Origin of the sequence: Chryseobacterium sp. 7 (assembly GCF_003663845.1) — a bacterium.
GTDB lineage: Bacteria > Bacteroidota > Bacteroidia > Flavobacteriales > Weeksellaceae > Chryseobacterium.
The window spans coordinates 62,542-81,051 of sequence record NZ_RCCA01000001.1 but is presented as its reverse complement, the minus strand read 5'-3'; the positions used below and the strand labels follow the sequence as shown (position 1 = coordinate 81,051).

10 protein-coding genes and 1 pseudogene are annotated in these 18,510 nt (G+C 30.7%); 9 read left to right on the top strand and 2 right to left on the bottom strand.

Going from position 1 to position 18,510, the window contains the following annotated elements; all coding sequences use genetic code 11:
* The first annotated feature begins 1,036 nt into the window (after nt 1-1,036).
* From CLU97_RS23455 to CLU97_RS00350, 4 genes are all read left to right on the top strand, one after another.
* On the top strand, nt 1,037-1,567 hold the full coding sequence (locus CLU97_RS23455) for a hypothetical protein (protein WP_147436387.1): 531 nt from the start codon (nt 1,037-1,039) through the stop codon (nt 1,565-1,567).
* Between the two features lie 97 nt (nt 1,568-1,664).
* Entirely contained in the window at nt 1,665-3,731 is a 2,067-nt protein-coding gene (locus CLU97_RS00360; protein WP_121486211.1) for a hypothetical protein, read from the top strand.
* A 106-nt stretch (nt 3,732-3,837) separates the two neighbouring features.
* Nucleotides 3,838-5,181, top strand: coding sequence for a peroxiredoxin family protein (locus CLU97_RS00355; protein ID WP_121486210.1), 1,344 nt, complete (start codon nt 3,838-3,840; stop codon nt 5,179-5,181).
* A gap of 399 nt (nt 5,182-5,580) precedes the next feature.
* Entirely contained in the window at nt 5,581-7,305 is a 1,725-nt protein-coding gene (locus CLU97_RS00350) for a T9SS type A sorting domain-containing protein (RefSeq protein ID WP_121486209.1), read from the top strand.
* A gap of 1,408 nt (nt 7,306-8,713) precedes the next feature.
* On the opposite strand, the gene CLU97_RS00345 is transcribed toward CLU97_RS00350, so the two are convergent.
* Complete coding sequence (locus CLU97_RS00345; RefSeq protein WP_183084485.1) at nt 8,714-9,166, bottom strand: DUF2867 domain-containing protein; 453 nt, start codon at nt 9,164-9,166, stop codon at nt 8,714-8,716.
* 353 nt (nt 9,167-9,519) lie between these two features.
* Entirely contained in the window at nt 9,520-11,019 is a 1,500-nt protein-coding gene (locus CLU97_RS00340) for a transcriptional regulator (RefSeq protein WP_121486207.1), read from the bottom strand.
* A gap of 1,999 nt (nt 11,020-13,018) precedes the next feature.
* Here CLU97_RS00340 and CLU97_RS00335 point away from each other — a divergent pair.
* From CLU97_RS00335 to CLU97_RS00305, 5 genes and pseudogenes are all read left to right on the top strand, one after another.
* Nucleotides 13,019-13,372, top strand: coding sequence for a hypothetical protein (locus tag CLU97_RS00335; RefSeq protein ID WP_121486206.1), 354 nt, complete (start codon nt 13,019-13,021; stop codon nt 13,370-13,372).
* A gap of 1,052 nt (nt 13,373-14,424) precedes the next feature.
* Nucleotides 14,425-15,129, top strand: a complete 705-nt coding sequence (locus tag CLU97_RS00325; protein ID WP_121486205.1) for a Crp/Fnr family transcriptional regulator — start codon at nt 14,425-14,427, stop codon at nt 15,127-15,129.
* A 1-nt stretch (nt 15,130) separates the two neighbouring features.
* Nucleotides 15,131-15,430, top strand: a complete 300-nt coding sequence (locus CLU97_RS00320) for a putative quinol monooxygenase (protein ID WP_121486204.1) — start codon at nt 15,131-15,133, stop codon at nt 15,428-15,430.
* 211 nt (nt 15,431-15,641) lie between these two features.
* Nucleotides 15,642-16,951: pseudogene (locus CLU97_RS24310) on the top strand (transposase).
* 263 nt (nt 16,952-17,214) lie between these two features.
* Nucleotides 17,215-18,447, top strand: coding sequence for a hypothetical protein (locus CLU97_RS00305; protein WP_121486202.1), 1,233 nt, complete (start codon nt 17,215-17,217; stop codon nt 18,445-18,447).
* Nucleotides 18,448-18,510 lie beyond the last annotated feature (63 nt).

Sequence of the window (18,510 nt, the reverse complement as noted above, 5' to 3'; positions counted from 1 at the left end):
TACATTAATAACAAGTATCAAAGGTTAATTTTCAGATGATATAATTACAAGCGAGTGAGACAGATTATTACTTATTTTTTTTCCATACTTAAATTTCTAAATTTTCATTAGCGCTAAGTTAATATTAGGCTATTCTTGATATGGAAATAGGGTGTATAATCTTTTAATGTTTTCCTTCAAAAGTGAGCCTATTAACCTATCCTCACACAAAATAAATATATTTATATCGGATAGTATTCATATTGGTGAAAATATTACCCATATGGTAAAGACTAGTATTCTTCAATTGCGGGAACCGTTTCTTAATTTTCCTTGTATTTAAAATCGGGTTCAAATGCTCTTTGTCATTTTTTTTAACACGTTTATCATTTTTATTTATCTCATTGAAGCACATAGCCTTTAATTTGTACTAATAAATATTAATAGATATGAAAAGATAAAAATACTTCTTTGAGAGTAACTTATTGTTAATAGTTTAACTTTCTTAAGGACAGACTGTAAAACAAGCAATTCAATTTAGATAAGAGCAACTTAATATTGAGAAAAGATATTAAATCTAGATGTTAAAGTTATTTTACTTTACAAAACAGGACGATATATTTCCAATTCAAAATATGTACTGTTTTAAAATAAAATGATTTGTGTAGCTATTTGAATTATTGTGAATTATATCTCTTTTAGAACGTTTATTATACAAACTGATATATAAAATTCAAATGAATTTTATGACTTAAAAAATGATAATAAGTAGAAAATGGAATTATTGTTATAATTCGGAGGATTAAAGTTTTTTTCAAATCTTTTAAAGCAGAATTGATCTTTGGAAGCAAGCTTGTTATAAGAAACAAGAATAACCTGCATTTTGGATGTATTAAAATATGGAACAATGAAAAAGGAGGCAGAATACTCTAAATTATTGAAGAACTTAATGTTCAAAGTAATAAATTTTGCTCTACTTAAACTGCACATTTTTTATTTACATATCTATTAATTTGATAGGTATATATTATAAATTCTTTAATAAATGTTAAGATTTATGTTTCATTCGAATAAGGTGGGGTATTTAATTTTTATCTTCAGCTTTTGTCAATCACAAGTTATTAGTGATACAAGCAATTCTATATTTATAGGTGATAAATCTACTATTTATGTTACTTCAGATGCCGATAATGCAGTGTATACATATTCGGGAAATGAATCGTCTACTCGTTTAAACAATTATACTTCTTATAAGACTGTCAAAAAAGAAAATCACCCTTTACCTGTTTCAAGAGAAACCAGCAAAGATTTAACAACTTCTTCTAAAAGAAGAGATGATAGGGGTTGGAATATCCCCCCATTAGAACCTTACCATTTTTTATCACTTCATACAGGGGCCGGGTATTTGATCATCCCATTTAGTTCATATAACTTTAAAATGCTTTTTAAGGATACTTTACAAAGAGTATTGAATAGTAGTTTAATTATCTTAGAGTGTATTCAACACAAAATATCATATAGTATTTCTTATTACTTTGAAATTTGTTTTTCTTTTTTATCCAGGCCTCCCCCCGCATTGTTAGTCTAATAAGGTAGCAAATTGCTACAATTTTATTTCTTAAAGGCGCACTAATGATGTTAAATATAATATTAAGGTTGTGCTCAATAAAATAATACAAACAATTATGATTAAAAATTTAAATATTAAAAAACAGTTATTGACTCTATTTGCAATAACAACAGTCTCAATTGCATATGGGCAGGTGGGTATAAACAACGCTTCTCCTAAAGCAACCTTAGATGTGACTGCTAAAAACACTAATGGAAGTACTCCTGAAGGGCTAATTGCTCCACGTCTTACAGGAGATCAGATTCAAGCAGCTAATGCGCAATATGGAACAGACCAAATAGGTACTATTGTTTATGCTACATCTGCTGTTACAACTACAGATGCTGTAACCGGAAATATTACCGCTGCTGGCTACTATTATTTTGATGGAGTTGCTTGGCAAGCTATAATTAGTAGCAGCGGGACAACTCCAGGTACAGGTTATAATATTTATGACTCTGATGGAGCTCTTACTGGAAATCGCCAAGTAAATTTAGACAGTAATACACTGGGGTTCACAGGTGGAAATGTAGGAGTGGGAGTAGCAACTCCTGATGCCTCTGCGATATTGGATGTAACTAGCACTACGCAAGGTTTTGCTCCGCCAAGAGTCACTAAGGCACAAAGAGATGCCATTCTTTCTCCTATATCCGGACTTATAGTTTATTGTACAGATTGTAGTGGAACTACTTCGGCCCCTATCGGCTGTTTGTCACAAAACTTAGGAAGTCCCACTACTCCCAATTGGACTTGTATTGGGTCTACAACAGCAGCGACAGTAGTTGCTTCAGATTGTACAGGATTTTCAGGTAGTTACACAGGAGGTGTTGACGTTGGATCAACAGCTAATTATAAACTAAGTGTCACCAATAATTCATTTTCTTCTGCTACAATTAATTTTACTGCGGCTGATTTGGTATTAAGTGGAATTACAGGTCTTACTGTAGGTACTCCAACTTTTAGTGGGGCATCGGGTTCTGCAGGTAATGTGACTCTTGCTAGTGGACAGACAGTAATTGTTACGTATCCTATTACAGGAGTACCTGGATCTGATGGAATTCTTACTGGAACATGGACCAAATTATCACTCAATTGTACTAATACTAAATTAGTAGGTAAAGGTACTGCTAATTTTACCTTACCTGTGAACCTATATGTAGCTTCTGTTAATCTTGGAGGAATTGGAGATATACAAGGAATTGTGGATAATGGAACCAATAAATTTACCATTAATGTTTCTTATACAGCTGGAACAGGAAGTTATGATGCCTATCAGGGTCCTTGGATACAAAACAATTCAGGAACCGGGCAGGGTGGCGATAGTAATAGCTTTAGAATTTCTTATCCAGCTGGAACATTTAGTGCTTCAGGGATCATCCCAGTAACTATTGAGGTGGATGGAGATGGAAACTTCAATGCTCTTAAACTGACTCCAGGAACAACAATGGTATTAGCTACCTTACCATTTAGCATTAATGGTGATCCTGCTGTTGGGAATATTATTCTAAATATCGTTACGTGTGGTGCATTTATGGGACCTGGAAATACTGATTTCAAATCCTTTATGTGTCATAATTTAGGTGCAGATACGGATCAGAATCCATTTGTTCCTGCTGCTGCTATACATGGTGGTAAATACCAGTGGGGTAGTAATGGTCAGGCGGCACAAGAAGGAAATCGTTGGATTTCTCAAGCCACTGATCAAGCCAATAGTGGGACTATTACGGAATGGAATACTTCTATACTTCCAGTTGGAACATGGTCTGATACGAGTAAAACAGATCAGGATCCTTGTCCTTCAGGATATAGAGTGCCTACTTCTACGCAGTGGCAGCAGGTAGTTAATTCTACTAATAACGTGAAAACTTATATAGGAACTTGGACTAATAGTCCTACGAATTACAGTAGTGGTCTAAAGTTAGGAAATACTTTATTTCTGCCTGGTGCTGGTTTTCGTTCCAATAGTGCGCTGAAAGAACGTGGTAGCCGCGGCTACTATTCAAGTAGTAAACTGCTCTACGACGGGGGGCCATCCTATCTGACGTTTTATAACAATTACGCCAAAGTTAATACTACCTCCGGGGCCGGTAACTACAGCAGCCAGCGTTTATTCGGAATGAGTGTGCGCTGTATTTCAGAATAAATTCTATTAATTTTATAATTTATCTATTTCGGCGGTTTTTTAACCGCCGAAATTTTATTAGACAAACAGAAATGAAAAAACCGTCATTGAAAATTTCACACCTATTATGAAAAAAGTAATACTACTTGCATTGGGCTTTTTGTTTACCAATTCCAATGCACAAAATATTCGGATGGTATTTCCACAGTTCGCAGGAAAATCCTATGATTTTATTATATTCCAGGGAGATAAACAAAAAACAGTAGTCCAAGGAACGATACCTCAAGATGGAAAGTTTTCTCTTACAATTCCGAAGGAATATGCTCCATATACAGGTATGAGCCGGTGGCTTATCACTAATTCTCAGGAAGGAGGCGGGATAGATATGGTTATTCCGGGGAAAGATTTTTCGGTAAGTTGCCCGGAAAAGGAGCCTAATGATACCAATATCACCTATAAAGGGAATGATCAAATAAATGAGCTTAATAAACTCTACAAAGAGCAGCAATTAATTCTTATGCGTCACGAATCTATGCTGCAGGCTACAAAAGCTTTTTCAAAAGAAGATAAAAGTTATAACCTTTTTGAAGAGAGATATAAAGAGCAAAAGAACTTTTATAAAAATTTTCAGGATAGACTCAGTAAGAATTCAGATTATGCTCAGAAGTTTCTGCAGATAGTTAATCTTACGCAAGGACTAGGTCCCCAACTTGAAGATACAGAAGAAAAGAATGCCAGAAATATCGCTCAATATCTGACCCAGAAGATGGATTGGAATGCTCTTTATACCTCTGGACATTGGAGTAATATTATTTCTTCATGGGTAAGTATTTATACCCAGGTATTAAATAGCCCTTTCCGGTTTGTCGAAGATTTTGTTAAAATTAGCACGCAGATTTCCGATAAAAATATGTATGCTGATTTTGCAGGAAGGACTGCTTATTTTTTAAATGAACAAGGAAAAGACGCCTATATTAGTGCTATTGCTCCTTTAGTAATTAGCTCTGGAAAAGTTATAAACTATGAAGGTTCATTGGCTCTTTATCAAAAGGGAACTGTGGGGCAAACGGCTCCTGACTTGATAGTTAAAGATTCAACCAATACCAGTACAGTAATTAACTTAAAGGATTATGCTTCTCAGATAAATTATGATAAAACATTACTTCTTTTTTATGCATCTGGTTGTGGTTCTTGTGAAAACCTTTTACAACAAATGCCTATGTATTATAGCCAGATAGAAGCAAAAGGTATTCATATTATCGCTATTTCAGCTGATAAAGAGGAGAAAATCTTTAAAGCAAAAGCAAAAGATTTTAAATGGAAGGATGTTTACTGTGATTATAAGGGGATACAAGGAGAAAATTTTAAAAATTATGCTGTTACAGGAACTCCAACTCTTATCTTGGTAGATAATAAAGGTAAAATAGAATTAAGAACTGCGGAAATTAAAGAAATATTAGCTTTTAAATAGAATTCCTTTTCTATACTTGATTATGTAGAAACAGATCGGTTTAGATCGGTCATGGTCGGAAGAAAACTCCGACCATTTTTTTGTTTTAAACATATTTTAAGTGAAGCTATACTTATCAATGTTTATATTGAGGATATAATAAAAAAGAGAAAAGAAATAATAGGAGCTCCATTAGAAATATTTTAATTAAAATTGTATGATTAATACAAACCATTTTACACCAAATCAAAAAAAGCATAACAGTGGACAAGGTTAATATGTCACAAATAAACAGTTGTTTATCCGATTTATTGTTATAATTAATTTAATAATAATTTATTTGCTTCATAAATTTTTAATTTCTTTTTAGTAGAAAAAGTAAAAACTTAGAAATATTTTAACAAATACAAAAATAAATTTATGAAAAAAATTATTCTTTCGTTTACATTTGCCTTTGTAGGGATAACCTCCAATTCCCAATGGAATCCTATTTTAGATGAAAATCTTCTTGTTGCCTATCCTAAAAGTGGAGATGCATTTTCGAACACCTCTAGCGATGGTAAAACTTTTATAGGATACTGGAAAAGTGTACCTGCTCCGATAAATTTTGAATTATGGCTTCAGATTTTGGATAAGAATGGAAATAAAGAATTAGGCAGTGAAGGGATTATGCTAAGTAATCAAATTCCAATGAACACATATACTTTTGTTGAGGACTCTGCTGTTGATTCTTCTAATAATTTTTATATTGGAGTTACCGGCACAGGTGTTGAGCAGCTTGGATATATTTTTAAAATAACTCCACAAGGAACTTCAGTATGGCCCAATGGTATTAATATTGGAGAAGCACTATGCCCTACTCTACTTCCTCTTTCTAATGGAGAATTATTAGTTAGTTATTGGCCAAAGAGTAAAAAGTATTCTAGAATAGAACGATTTAATTCCTCTGGGCAGCGCGTATGGAATTCTCCTGTGGTAATTAAATCTGATAGCGAAGAAAATACAACTATTCCTGCTGATCTATTTGAATTGCCCAATAATGAATTTGAAATCATTTTTAGTAAAGTTTTACCCGGAAGTGGATCATATACAAGCTCGTATTTATATGCACAAAAGTTTGACTTTAATGGAGTAAAACGGTGGGAATCACCTAAGCAGATTTCAACAAAGGGCGTAGCTTGGAATGTTAAACATAGTGGAGTTATAGATGGGAATGTTGTATATTATGGATTCAGTGGTGGAACAGTAGGAACAGGTGAGATTAATGCCTATCTACAGAGAATAAACATAGATGGATCATTGCCTTGGGGAGTAAATGGTGTTGATTTTGATATTAGCCACGATTATAAGGAAAAAGATATGAAAATCGCATTTACACCGGGTTCTCCTTACATCTGGTCTATTGCCAACTATAATAAATTTGACCCTTCTATACAACAAGATTTAAATGGTGAATTTATTCAAAAATTTGATAAAGTTACAGGAACTAGGCTTTTTACGGACAATGCTAAACAGGTTTTTCCTGTTAATGTGAGGCAAATGTTTCATCAAGGAAATTTACATTTGGTTAATGAGTATCCTTTTTTCATAGTCCAGAAAAAACTCGAATCTACTAATTTAGATATATCTTTAAATGCTGTGTTACTAAAGGATGATGGAGATTTTTTTTGGACTCAGAAATATTTACCAATGGCAACATTTCCAGCTATGAAATCAAATATTATCTCATTAAAGCCTATCAACAGGCAAAGTATAATCCTATTTCAGGAGAAAAAAATAGCTACAGACAAATATGATAAATTATATGCTCAAAATCTAATTATTCCATTTGAAATTAATGATCATGATCATTTTAGTAAAAATAATTTTTTTAAAGTAAAAGAGTATATGGGAATCAAAAACACCAGTATTTTACCTATTTTTTTATCTCCTAACCCAGCTAAAGACGAATTTTCTATTATATATTCTAATAATTCTTTAGGTAAATTTAATGTTGAGGTTTATGATTTATCAGGAAAACTCTTGTTTAAGCAATATGATAAAGAAAAGATTTCGGTTGGTAATCTGTCTAATGGGGTATATGTAGTAAAAGTAATAACTCCTGATAGTAAAATTCAAACTGAAAAACTAATAGTAGAAAAGTAAATTATATTAAAATAGTTTACAATCCTTATTTGAAGTCGGTTGAGGATGTAGATCGTAAATCTTATATAATCTATTGGTTTTTAATTTATTAGGTAAAGATAAGATATTTTATAGTTTAGTATAATTTTCAGAATCCTTGTCAAATATTGTATGTTAATATTCAATAAGATTTTCATAATTATAAAATTGATCTACGCTCAACCACTATAAGGTAGTAGTGTATTGGTTAGCTCTTCAATTTTATTTAGAGTCTGTTTGAAAATAACTAATTGATTGTTAGTTTTTTGTGTAGACTGATAGTGAGAATTTTGTTTTAAGATTTAATACTATTGGCTTTCTGGTGTCTTTTCATAGTCTTTGTCGTGCCTTCTAAGGAAGTTTAATGTGTAGAAACTCAGTTCGGTAACCATCGCAATTTGACAGTAGCATCCCTTTTTTCACTAGGAGGTCGTGATGACATTTCAACTTTAAACCCATATCGCAGCTTTTCCCAGTTCATAAATACAATCTTATAAAGTGGGATTTCTATCTTTCTATGTTAAGATAAATCAACAAAGACTTTACCTGCTGTTGCCCAACCATTCAATAAATTTATTAACCACACTGATTACCACTCTGCACACAAGGGTGGTAGTATCTGTATTCACATGAGGTTAGCGACCTTTAACTTTCTTATTCCCATCTATCCCTTTTTTCCAAAGTTAAAAAAGCATCATGTGTAACAGGTTGATTATTATTGGATAAAAGGCTTGGGATATTTGCTTTGCCTTGACCGATATAATTCATCTGATTTCAATGTACTGTTCTACTAGCATAAAGTACCATTTGCTCGCCACTTGTAGAAATAGCAATGTACGTTATGACATTTATAAAAGCATTTGGGAAGATTCTGCAATTTTGCTACAGTACCTAATAATCATAATACGCATTTAGCTATAGTACTTAAATGATATTTACCTTTTATTTGACAGGTAGATTTATTTAATTATTTTCCAAGGTAAAATACCCTTAATAGTACTACTACAATTTTGAAAAAAAGTTTAAATTTAGGAGTAGATTATGAAAAAGAAAAAATTCAATGGCAATCACATTTCAAGTATTTTGATAGAACTTGTCAGTAGCTACGTATTAGCAGAGCCACATTGTGTAACTGGGGCAATCGAAGCAAGAGAGTGAAGGAGTTAGAATTAAAAATACACACACTTAAAGCGTGTTTGCTGCTTTAACTATGGAAATATTATAAATAACATATATCGTATCCCTAGATGATAAACCTTGGGATTGGATTTTTCCTTTATTCAGATAGAAAAATGACTGATATACTTTTTGAAAATAAAAAGATTACTAAATTCGGTTAAATTGAGTTTATAAGCGATAAACCTGTTTTAGCATATTTTTTGTTATTATTTTATGAAAATAAGATATAAAAAACATATATATGCCCTTTTATATTTTTATATGAAACCAAAGTCGTCACTTTAATATTGTACTGTTTAAGATCAGGATGATTTGTTATGATACCACGAAAGTTAAGATGAGAATCATCTCTCCCTACTATTATTTCATTTTGTACAATACTATATATTTTAAAATTCCCAATAGAGCTACCAACACAAAATTGGGAATTATCCTCTCTTATTTTTGGTGTTTCTATTCCTATCATTTTTGTCAAAAATTTGCGGATTGAGAAAAGGGTCTTGATCCATAAAGGGGAATATTCAAAAATTTTTTTTGATATTTCTTCTATAGAATTTATATGGTTGGTAGTCGAAAATGTATCCTGAAAATCTATCTTCTTCAAACTATTTTTTCCTTGTTCACTAAGCTTTGTTTCTTCTTCTATTACAGGTTCTGTTTCCAAATGTATTATAAGTTTTTGAAAATAATTAGAGTATTACAATAGTTTAAATTTTTGATAAAAGTAAAAAACTCTACTGCTCTCATTGTCTATGTTTAAAAATAGTAAAAATTAGATTTAAAGTCAAAGGAATCAGAATTATTTAGTCATTCTTTTTTAAAAAATAATGTAATATTTTGATTTTCAAATTAGTATATATTATTTGTAAAAAGCATTGCAAAAGTGTTAAGAAAATTAAAACCCGAATTACAGCATAATTTATTTAAAGCAAGAATTACCAAGCTTATTAATATGGGGTAAATGCCGGTAAAATTAGCTGGAACGTAAGCTCGCCTTAAAATTCGAAATAAAGATAGTTAGTTTTTAACCTGTTTTTTTAACCAGATGTATAGATCATCTTCCTTATTTAATCCAAGTTTTTTTCTTAATAAATATTTCCTATTTTGAATGGTACGGTAAGATCTAAAAGTATATAATGCTATTTCTTTAGAAGATAAATTCAAAAAAATAAAAGCTAGTAGTGTGAGCTCTCCATTATTAAGGCTAGGATTTATATGTTCTAATATATTATGAAAATTCGGATTTAATTTTTTAAATTCATCAAGAAAATAGGGACTATTTGTCTTTACAAGGTTCATGATTTCTTCTGGAGTTACAAGTAATTTTTCTTCTAATTTTTTAGTATAGGAATCCTTTGCTGCTATAAGTTCTTTTTGGATAAGTAACAAATTGTCCTTTTCACATATAATTATCCTTTTTCTTTTTTTTATTTCTTTGTATTTTAAATAGCTAAATACTAATAATGTACTTAATGATAATGTAATAAAGGAATTTGCCACCCAATTTTGGGTTTTTAATTCTTCCTTTTGATTAAATTCCCCTTTTAAGATTGTATTTACAGCTGCCTGAAAGTTTATCATGTTCATGTTTTGTATTTTCTCAAGGTTACTGTAGTATTTATTTAAATATTTTGCACTATTTTGTTTGTCATTAAGACTGGAATATGCAGACGAGATATTTTTATACACTTCTTGATAATTTGGATCATCAATGTTATATTTTTGCAAATCATTAATAGCTTTTTCATAGTATTCAATAGATTTATTAAAGTTTTGTAAATGAAAATAGTAATCACCAAACGAAATATGTTGAATATACATTTTTTTTGAATCATTTCCTATTTTTGCTTGATTGTAACTTTTATTGAAGTAAAAATATGCGGAGTCATACACCTTATCATATAGTTGTATATATCCTTCAATATTATATAGATCTGAAATTTCAGAAGTTTTAATAGGAATTTTTTTTAATATTTTATTGTACAGGTTGAATGATTTTTTAATTGTTTTTTTTGCATTGCCATAATCTTTTTTTTCTAGGTAGTATGAAGCAACTTTAGTATAGATTCTAGCGCTTAATCTCTGTGATTTTAAATCAGATTTATTAGCGATAATTGCTATGATTTCTTGATATTCCATTATTTCCTGTTGATATAAATGTAACATCCCATAATTAGTCGCCTTTATTTCTTTAAGTTCCGCATTTAGAATGAAATCATTTTTTACGGCATGCTCTTTTAAAGCTTTTTCTATATAATATAGACTTTCCTTATATGTCCCCAATGTTTGTGTACACCTCGCAATATGAAGATATGCTTCTGCTTTTTTTGGGGAATTTCCTGTTTTCTCAGCTATCAAGCTTGCTTGTTTTGCATATCTTAAAGATTTTAGATTATCAATTGATAGATATGTTTCAGATTTTTTTAATAAATAGTCAACTTTTGGTTTTTTTTCATTTGGTGATTTTTCAATATTTAGTGAAAAAAATAATGAAATGATTATCAAAATAGAATTCATGTTAGTTTGTTTTTAATAATATTGCGATGTAAATGTAAATAAAATAAAATTTTGTCTATATGATTGAAATCAATATTGTTGTAATTTAATACTCTGACTATATTGAAAATTGCTTAAATCATTCGTAATTGAATCGAGTAATAATGCTTAGTGTTATATATTTTAACTGTATTTTTTAATGTGATTATAAACACACACAGTTTTGCATATTCCTCAGATATTCTATCTATATGTAATAATTTTATTAATCAACCGGATATTAAATACTTTTACAACATACCTATTTTATCAAAAATTAGAAATAGAAAAAATGGAAAAGAAAATTATTTTAACAACAGGTTTGCTTTTAACAGGAGTTGTATTTTCATAAGTAGGATTTATTGATACTGCTCCAAAAGCTGATATGGATGTTCTGCCAAATCCCCATATGGAACGGGTAATTTATTCCATGATTTACAAGAGACCTGATTATGCCTGCTGATGAGCAGTACAGAACAAACCAGACAGGAAGTTTGGTTTATATTAAGCCTCCGTGCCTTCATCAACTACTAAAACTACCAATATCACTGATGCAGGTTATTATTATTTTGACGGAACTATTTGGTAGAAAATTATTAATTCCAATGCAGCAACTGTTTACACTGTAAATAACTGGCTTGCAATGTCAGGCAAAAACATAAAATTGGGTTGATCTACTAATATACTAGTATTTCAGGAGTTATAGCTACTAATAAACTAGCCATAATAAGAACGGGAGGGCAAAATGTTGAATTGGTACATATAGGATAGTTGATCTAATTATATGTTAATTGCTTGTTAATCTGTGTTTAGTAAATTTGTATTTTTCTCTAAATAAACGAGCTGAAGTTTTGGAGCTATATGAAAATAAAGAAATAAAAACACATTTTTGATAAACTCATGCAGAAGAATTTTATGAATTTACAAAAGAGGTTTTAGAGTATAAGTAAAATTTCCTGAACAAAAGAAACCTAACTGCTCAGAAACAAATTATTAAGTACTGTTTTAAAGGAACAGCCTACGCATAAGATAGTCGTTATTCCACAATCGATGGCTTGATATTTAATTTAAAATATAACGACTATGAAGATGATAAAAAGCTAACAATCTAAGACTGCCAAGTTACTTTTTTAAAAAATAAAGAATTGAGAAGGAATGTGTCTGCAAGCTCAGTACTATTCTGTTAAATCTGTATCATTGCCATAGTGATTCCGTTGTATAGTATTGAGATAAGTGCAGGTATTATAGTAAATATTTTATATTGCATATATAAGTTTTGGACAGACCAGAAACTACCATTGCCCGATGGTTCAGTACTTATCATAAAAGGCAATCTACAAAAAAACAGATAGTGTCGAATTGATAGATCAAATATATCGTTTAATGGACAAATAAATTTGGCATTAGTATTAAAAAAATAATATATGCAATATTTCTATTTGGTTCAACTTTTATAGCATATAAAAACATTATAAAATTTAAGTATTGATTTATAAAAAACAATATCAGATTAAGTGATTAGCGTGTAAAAAATAACACAAGGTTTAAAAGATGAACTGTAAAAAATAACACAACGTATTTATTTTACACTCTCAAAATATGATTTACAAAATTTGGCATTGACAATCAATATCTTATTGAAATAAGTGTAACTCCGATATCTCCTTTTCAGAACTCTCAAAAATTTAGCTCATTTATTAAGCAAGATGTGTCTTTGTACCCACAAATTTTTTCAAAATTTTAAGGAACTAAGACTCTCTTGCTTTTTTGCAAAAAGGGGAAAAAACAGCGGAACTTGTATTTTTGTTTTTATTTATTGAGAGGTATATAAATCCAAATTAGAACAATTCATTCTTATTTAATCTATTCTTATTCCAGACTAATCCAAAGTAGTCTTATGTAATCCAGCGGCTTTGAGTACTATTGTTTTCATGGTTTTGATGCGTCAATTTTGCAGTAGAAACTAAACACAAAGAACAGAATGAAAACAATAATTTATTTGTTTCTTCCACTTATTGGAGTCTCAGTTCAGGGACAGGTAGGCATCAATACAAACAGTCCTAAAGCTACACTTGATGTCATGAAAAATACTGTTGATATTACAAAACCTGACGGGATTATTGCCCCCCGTTTAAAAGGTTCAGAGGTAAAAAGTAAAGATTCACTCTATAATACTGATCAGAAAGGAACAATTGTTTATGTAACAGAAGGGCTTGATATCGGAAATACAACATTGAAAACAGCTAAAATGACCCTTGTAGGGTATTATTATTTCGATGGGGAAGTATGGCAGCCATTTGAACGTGACACCTTAGAAACAGTCGTGAAACTATAAAGAAAATAAAGTTACTGCATAAATTGCCTACACTTTTTGATACGCTCTTAAATGCATTATCATTATTATGTTGGGAACTTGCAACTATTTTGAGGCAAAATTTATATGGGAAAGCTCCAAAAAGTATAGCAACTGCCAACCTTCTGAAATAGTTTTAAGAAATGAGAAATAAATTTTAAATTTTTCATTATGAAATAATAAGAATCTTTACATACTTGCAGGTTGTAATGGTGCTGGAAAAACTGCGGCTGCATTTACAATCATACTTGAAATTCTTGAATGTAAAGAATTTGTAAATGCTGATGAAATAGCAAAAAGATTATCTCCTTTTCAGCCAGAAAAAGGACATTTGAAGCAGGAAGAATTATGTTGAACAAAATAAAAATTAACTTATTCTGAATACATAGTAGGTTTTAATATATATCTTCCAATTGGAGATCAAATTTTAATTTTTGATAATTCACAAGGGAAACACGAGTTAATTATCGAAAAGAATTTTTATGAAGAAATTAACGTTTACAATCAAGAAAAATTTAATGAATTAAAAGTTATTATAACAAATGAAACCAAAATTGAAAAGCAAAATAAAATTGTAAAAGGATTTGAAAAAGGTTATGAAGAAATGATAGAATTCAAGAAAAAAAGCAATAGTGAAATTGTCATTATTAAAGATAGTATGATAGTAAAAATCGAAACATACTTAAACTAGTAGAGGTCCGGCAACGATTCCTGCGTTAAATAGCTGTGTTTTCTTTAGCAATTGAAATACGGTTAATTGTGCTGGTGTATTCAGATAAGTACATTAAAAATTTTTAATCATTTATTTTGATGTCCAACAAATCAGCCCGGAAACGAATTTCTAGAAAAATGCTTACTTTTACTCATCGTATTTAGATTATTACAAATCAGTCCGGAAATGAATTTCTAGAAAAATGCTTACTTTTACTCATCGTATTTAGATTATTACAAATCTAATTTGCATTTTTATTTTAAAAGTTTTCGGAGATTTTTTTATCAGACAATAATGTTTAAATAAGAATAAAATATAAATTTTGTTAGATATTGAATTAAATAAGTTTTATAAGCTTTTTCCAGAGCAAGAACTACGAAAAAAGATAGCTGAACATTGTGAAATTAAAACTTTTGCAAAAAATGACATTGTTGTAAGAGAGGATGAATATATTAAAGTTGTACCAATTGTCTTAACCGGGAAACTTAGGGTTTTTCAAACCAAAGAGCTTAGGCAGATATTACTTTATTATGTTGAGCCTTATCAAACCTGTATAATGTCTCTCTCTGCCGGTTTTTTTAATCTAAAAAGCACATCTCAAGCCATTGCATTGGAAACAACAGAAGCATTGATTATTCCAACTCGATTTATATATCAATGGCAGCGTGAATATAATTCGTTGAATGAATTTGTCATCCGAACTTTTAAACAAAGGTATGATGAGTTATTAGTAAACTATGAAAGTATAGTATTTGATCATTTAGACAAACGATTATTAGAATATCTGCAACAACAAGGATCTTTACACCCTAAAAATTATGTTACCATGTCTCACCAGCAGCTAGCTAACGAATTAGGGACAACACGAGTTGTAATTTCCAGGATCTTAAAGCAGTTTGAACTAAATGGAAAAGTAAAACTTTATCGCAATATGATTAAAGTTTTATTTTTTTCTACTGTGTACCTTTTGATACCATTATTTGGTAATGGACTTATTACTTTTGTATTGAAAATAACGTCAATATAAAATGAAAACAGAGAAATTTGCAATTTTAGCTCGACTTGAAGCTAAACCTGGTAAAGAAAAAGAAGTCTTAGCCTTTTTAAAATCAGCATTACCTCTTGCAAAAGAAGAAGTAGGTACTATAAAATGGTATGCAACACAATTGAGCCCTTCAACATATGGGATCTTTGACACATTTGAAACTACTGAGGAACGTCAGATTCACTTAGAGGGTAAAATTGCTACTACTTTGATGGCTAATGCATCCGAACTTTTAGCAAAAGAACCTAGCATAGAATTAATAGACTTAATTGCTATTAAATAATTTTATTGGTGAATTGCTGTTGTAAACTCCGCCGTAAATTGTACAACTAAAATTTAGACAAAAAGTTTAAACTTAGGAGTATATGTTATGAAAAAGAAACAATTCAGTGCGAATCAGATTTCAAGTGAGGTTGTCTCAAAATAGATAGCCTCTTTTATGCAACAAAGGAAAGCAAAAGCTTTCCTTTGTTGCAAATTAATTAATTTGCTGTATGTTTATTAAATCAAGAATAGTCTTTAAGGACTACAAACCCAAAAAAACTTGCTTTTTCCTCCGAATTTATTTGAGTTCATAGATCAAAAGCATCTTATTAGAATTGTTACAGGCATTATTAATGACCTTGATATTAAAAACCTTATCAAACCTACAAATCCGGCGGAACCTCTGTATATCATCCTAAAATGCTTTTGAAAGTTTTTAATGTATGGTTATTTGAATAATATCTATTCAAGCTGCAAAATGGAACAGACCTTGAAAAAATGTTCATTTCATGTGGCTTTCGGCCATGAGCCGCCTAGATTATAATATCTTAAACAGGTTTCACAGTGAACGCTTGAAAGGTGAGATTAAAGCCTTTTTACACAAATCGTTTTGCTTTTGAAAAAGGGCTGGTGAGCCTGCAAACCACTTTTGTGGACGGTATCAAGATAGAATAAAATACCAACCGCTATAGTTTTGTTTGAGGAATGGCCATCAAAAAACATAAAGAAAGGATCGCTCAGCAGCTGGAAGAACTATGGGATTATGCAGAAGGAGTGACCAAAGATGAACTTCAAAATAAAGAAAATATCGATTTTCAAGAGATCGATTCTGAAAAAGTAACTCAAAACATTGAAAAGATCAATAAGGTTTGCAAGATAAAAAGGTACCTTCAAAAGTCCGCTAGAAAATGAATTATAGTAAGAAAATTGGGCAAATTGTTTAGATAAATACAGTAAACAACAAATACTGGAAGGAAGAAATTCTTATTCCAAAACCGACACAGATGCCACCTTTATGTGGATGAAGGAGGATTATATGCGAAACAGACAGCGAAAACCAGCTTACATTCTTCAAATTTCTACCAATAAACAATTCATTTTACATTATTCAATTCATCCCAATTCAACAGATGCCAAAACGTTAAAATCTCATTTATAGGAATTTGAAGAGGATTGTCACAAAGTTCCTAAAGAGCTAGTTGTCGATGCCGATTATGGCTCATAAGAAAATTATAACGTATTAAATCTAAGAAGATAAAGGCTTATATTAAATAAAACTATTTTAGAAAAGACCAAAAATCAGGACAAGTAACCACTTCACAAAACAATTTCAAACTGTCGAAAATTAGAGTGAAGGTTTTTAAACTTCTTACTAAGAGCAAAGGTATTAAACTCAAAAGACAAAGGTATCATGATGTTGAACCTGTTTTGCCGAGCTCAAACATAACAAAAATTTAAACGATTCTTGCTTCGGGGAAAAAATAAAGTCAAGGTAGAAATTGGTATACTCGCGATTGCCCACAATCTCAAGAAAATGTAAAGTGCAGACTAAAAAAGACTTCTTTTTTGAATTTTATATTTCTTTTTTTAATTACAAAACTGAAAAAAACATTTTTCTCAACATGGCATGAAAAGAGACTATCCTTTTGAGACAACCTCTTTTTTGTAGTACATTACCTCTTAAGGGGTATTTTTTAGTCCAATTTGGTACTCTTTAGTATTGACCCTACTAATCGTATCGGTTTACTGATTCCTATTAACCAAATTTGTCTGATATTCTTTTATCCAAACAAGAAAATCCAGATGAAAAATGAACGATCCAGGTTATACCCAAATAATAATCCAAATAACCATTTTGATTTAGATGCTATTACTGCGCTTGAAGAAAATGAATTAAAGACTATTCTTGACAAAGCACAAAAACATCCTGAAAAACTCATTTTTCCAAATGAAGAAATTCGAAATTTATTCTATCACAAAATTGATTTGTTTGATAACGAGGACTTTCTCAATGATGAGCTAAGGCAACTGACTAAATACTACAGCAACATTGATTATGGTGAGTTAACTTATAGTCAATGTGAAGAATTTCAAAGAGCTGTAGAGCATATAGGATATACATTGGATTATGATCTTGACGCGGTACCGATCAATCTAAGACCGATTGATAAATATGAGCAGATTATGCTTTATCAAATGATATACCCTGAAAATATTTTACAGACAGTTGAAAAAGTTTCAGATAAATACAACACTAACTTACAAACCCCATCGATTATGGCAACACAAAAGGAATTTGATCAAACCGAGTATTTAAAAAAGCAACTAAAATACCTTGGTTTCGGAGAAGATGAAAAGCTTCACCAAGATTTGGAGAAAGGAATTGATTCAACTGAAAAATATTTTCATCTTAAAACAGGATCAGACAAAACACTGCCAGGAAATAAGATGGATTATACTTTAAATTATAACAAAACTGAAAAAGGTGGAATTTTCCTGAACTCATACGATGCAATTCTTACTAATGTAAAAGGAGAATCTCTTGTTCAAAATTTCAGAGTGTCAAAAGAGGCTTTCTTTACAGTAAAAGAAGCCCTGAATCTTTTAGAAGGACGTTCTGTAAAAACTGAATTTGTTAATCCTAAATCTAATGAAAGTGAGCCTGCTTTTGTAAAGCTGAATTTTGAAGAAGCAAAAAATCAGTACGGTAATTATCATTTCCAGACTTTCTACAAAAATTATGGAATCAATACAGCAGAAATTGTTGAAAAATCCAATTTAGTTTTTGACAAGCCGGAATTCAAAACTGCAGCGATTAAATCATTGGAAAAAGGAAATATTGTCAAAGTGAAATTTGAACTTGATGACCAGATGATCGAAGCAAAAGCTGTTCTAAACCCCCAGTACAAAAATCTAAATCTATATGACAACGGCATGAACCGCATTAACACCAATAAACAATTGCAAGGGCTGGAAAATGACAATAAGCATGAGAAAGGCAATGTAAGAGAGCAGAATTTGTCCAGAGGAATTTAGATTGATATTTATTAAAACCCATAACAAAGCGGTACAAGTATCTTTTACCGCTTTTTTTAATAC

Bases quoted from the DNA above. Each gene is read 5' to 3' on its own strand.
- CLU97_RS23455 (WP_147436387.1), top strand. From the start codon at position 1,037: ATGTTTCATTCGAATAAGGTGGGGTATTTAATTTTTATCTTCAGCTTT.
- CLU97_RS00360 (WP_121486211.1), top strand. From the start codon at position 1,665: ATGATTAAAAATTTAAATATTAAAAAACAGTTATTGACTCTATTTGCA.
- CLU97_RS00355 (WP_121486210.1), top strand. From the start codon at position 3,838: ATGAAAAAAGTAATACTACTTGCATTGGGCTTTTTGTTTACCAATTCC.
- CLU97_RS00350 (WP_121486209.1), top strand. From the start codon at position 5,581: ATGAAAAAAATTATTCTTTCGTTTACATTTGCCTTTGTAGGGATAACC.
- CLU97_RS00340 (WP_121486207.1), bottom strand. From the start codon at position 11,019: ATGAATTCTATTTTGATAATCATTTCATTATTTTTTTCACTAAATATT.
- CLU97_RS00335 (WP_121486206.1), top strand. From the start codon at position 13,019: ATGAAAACAATAATTTATTTGTTTCTTCCACTTATTGGAGTCTCAGTT.
- CLU97_RS00320 (WP_121486204.1), top strand. From the start codon at position 15,131: ATGAAAACAGAGAAATTTGCAATTTTAGCTCGACTTGAAGCTAAACCT.
- CLU97_RS00305 (WP_121486202.1), top strand. From the start codon at position 17,215: ATGAAAAATGAACGATCCAGGTTATACCCAAATAATAATCCAAATAAC.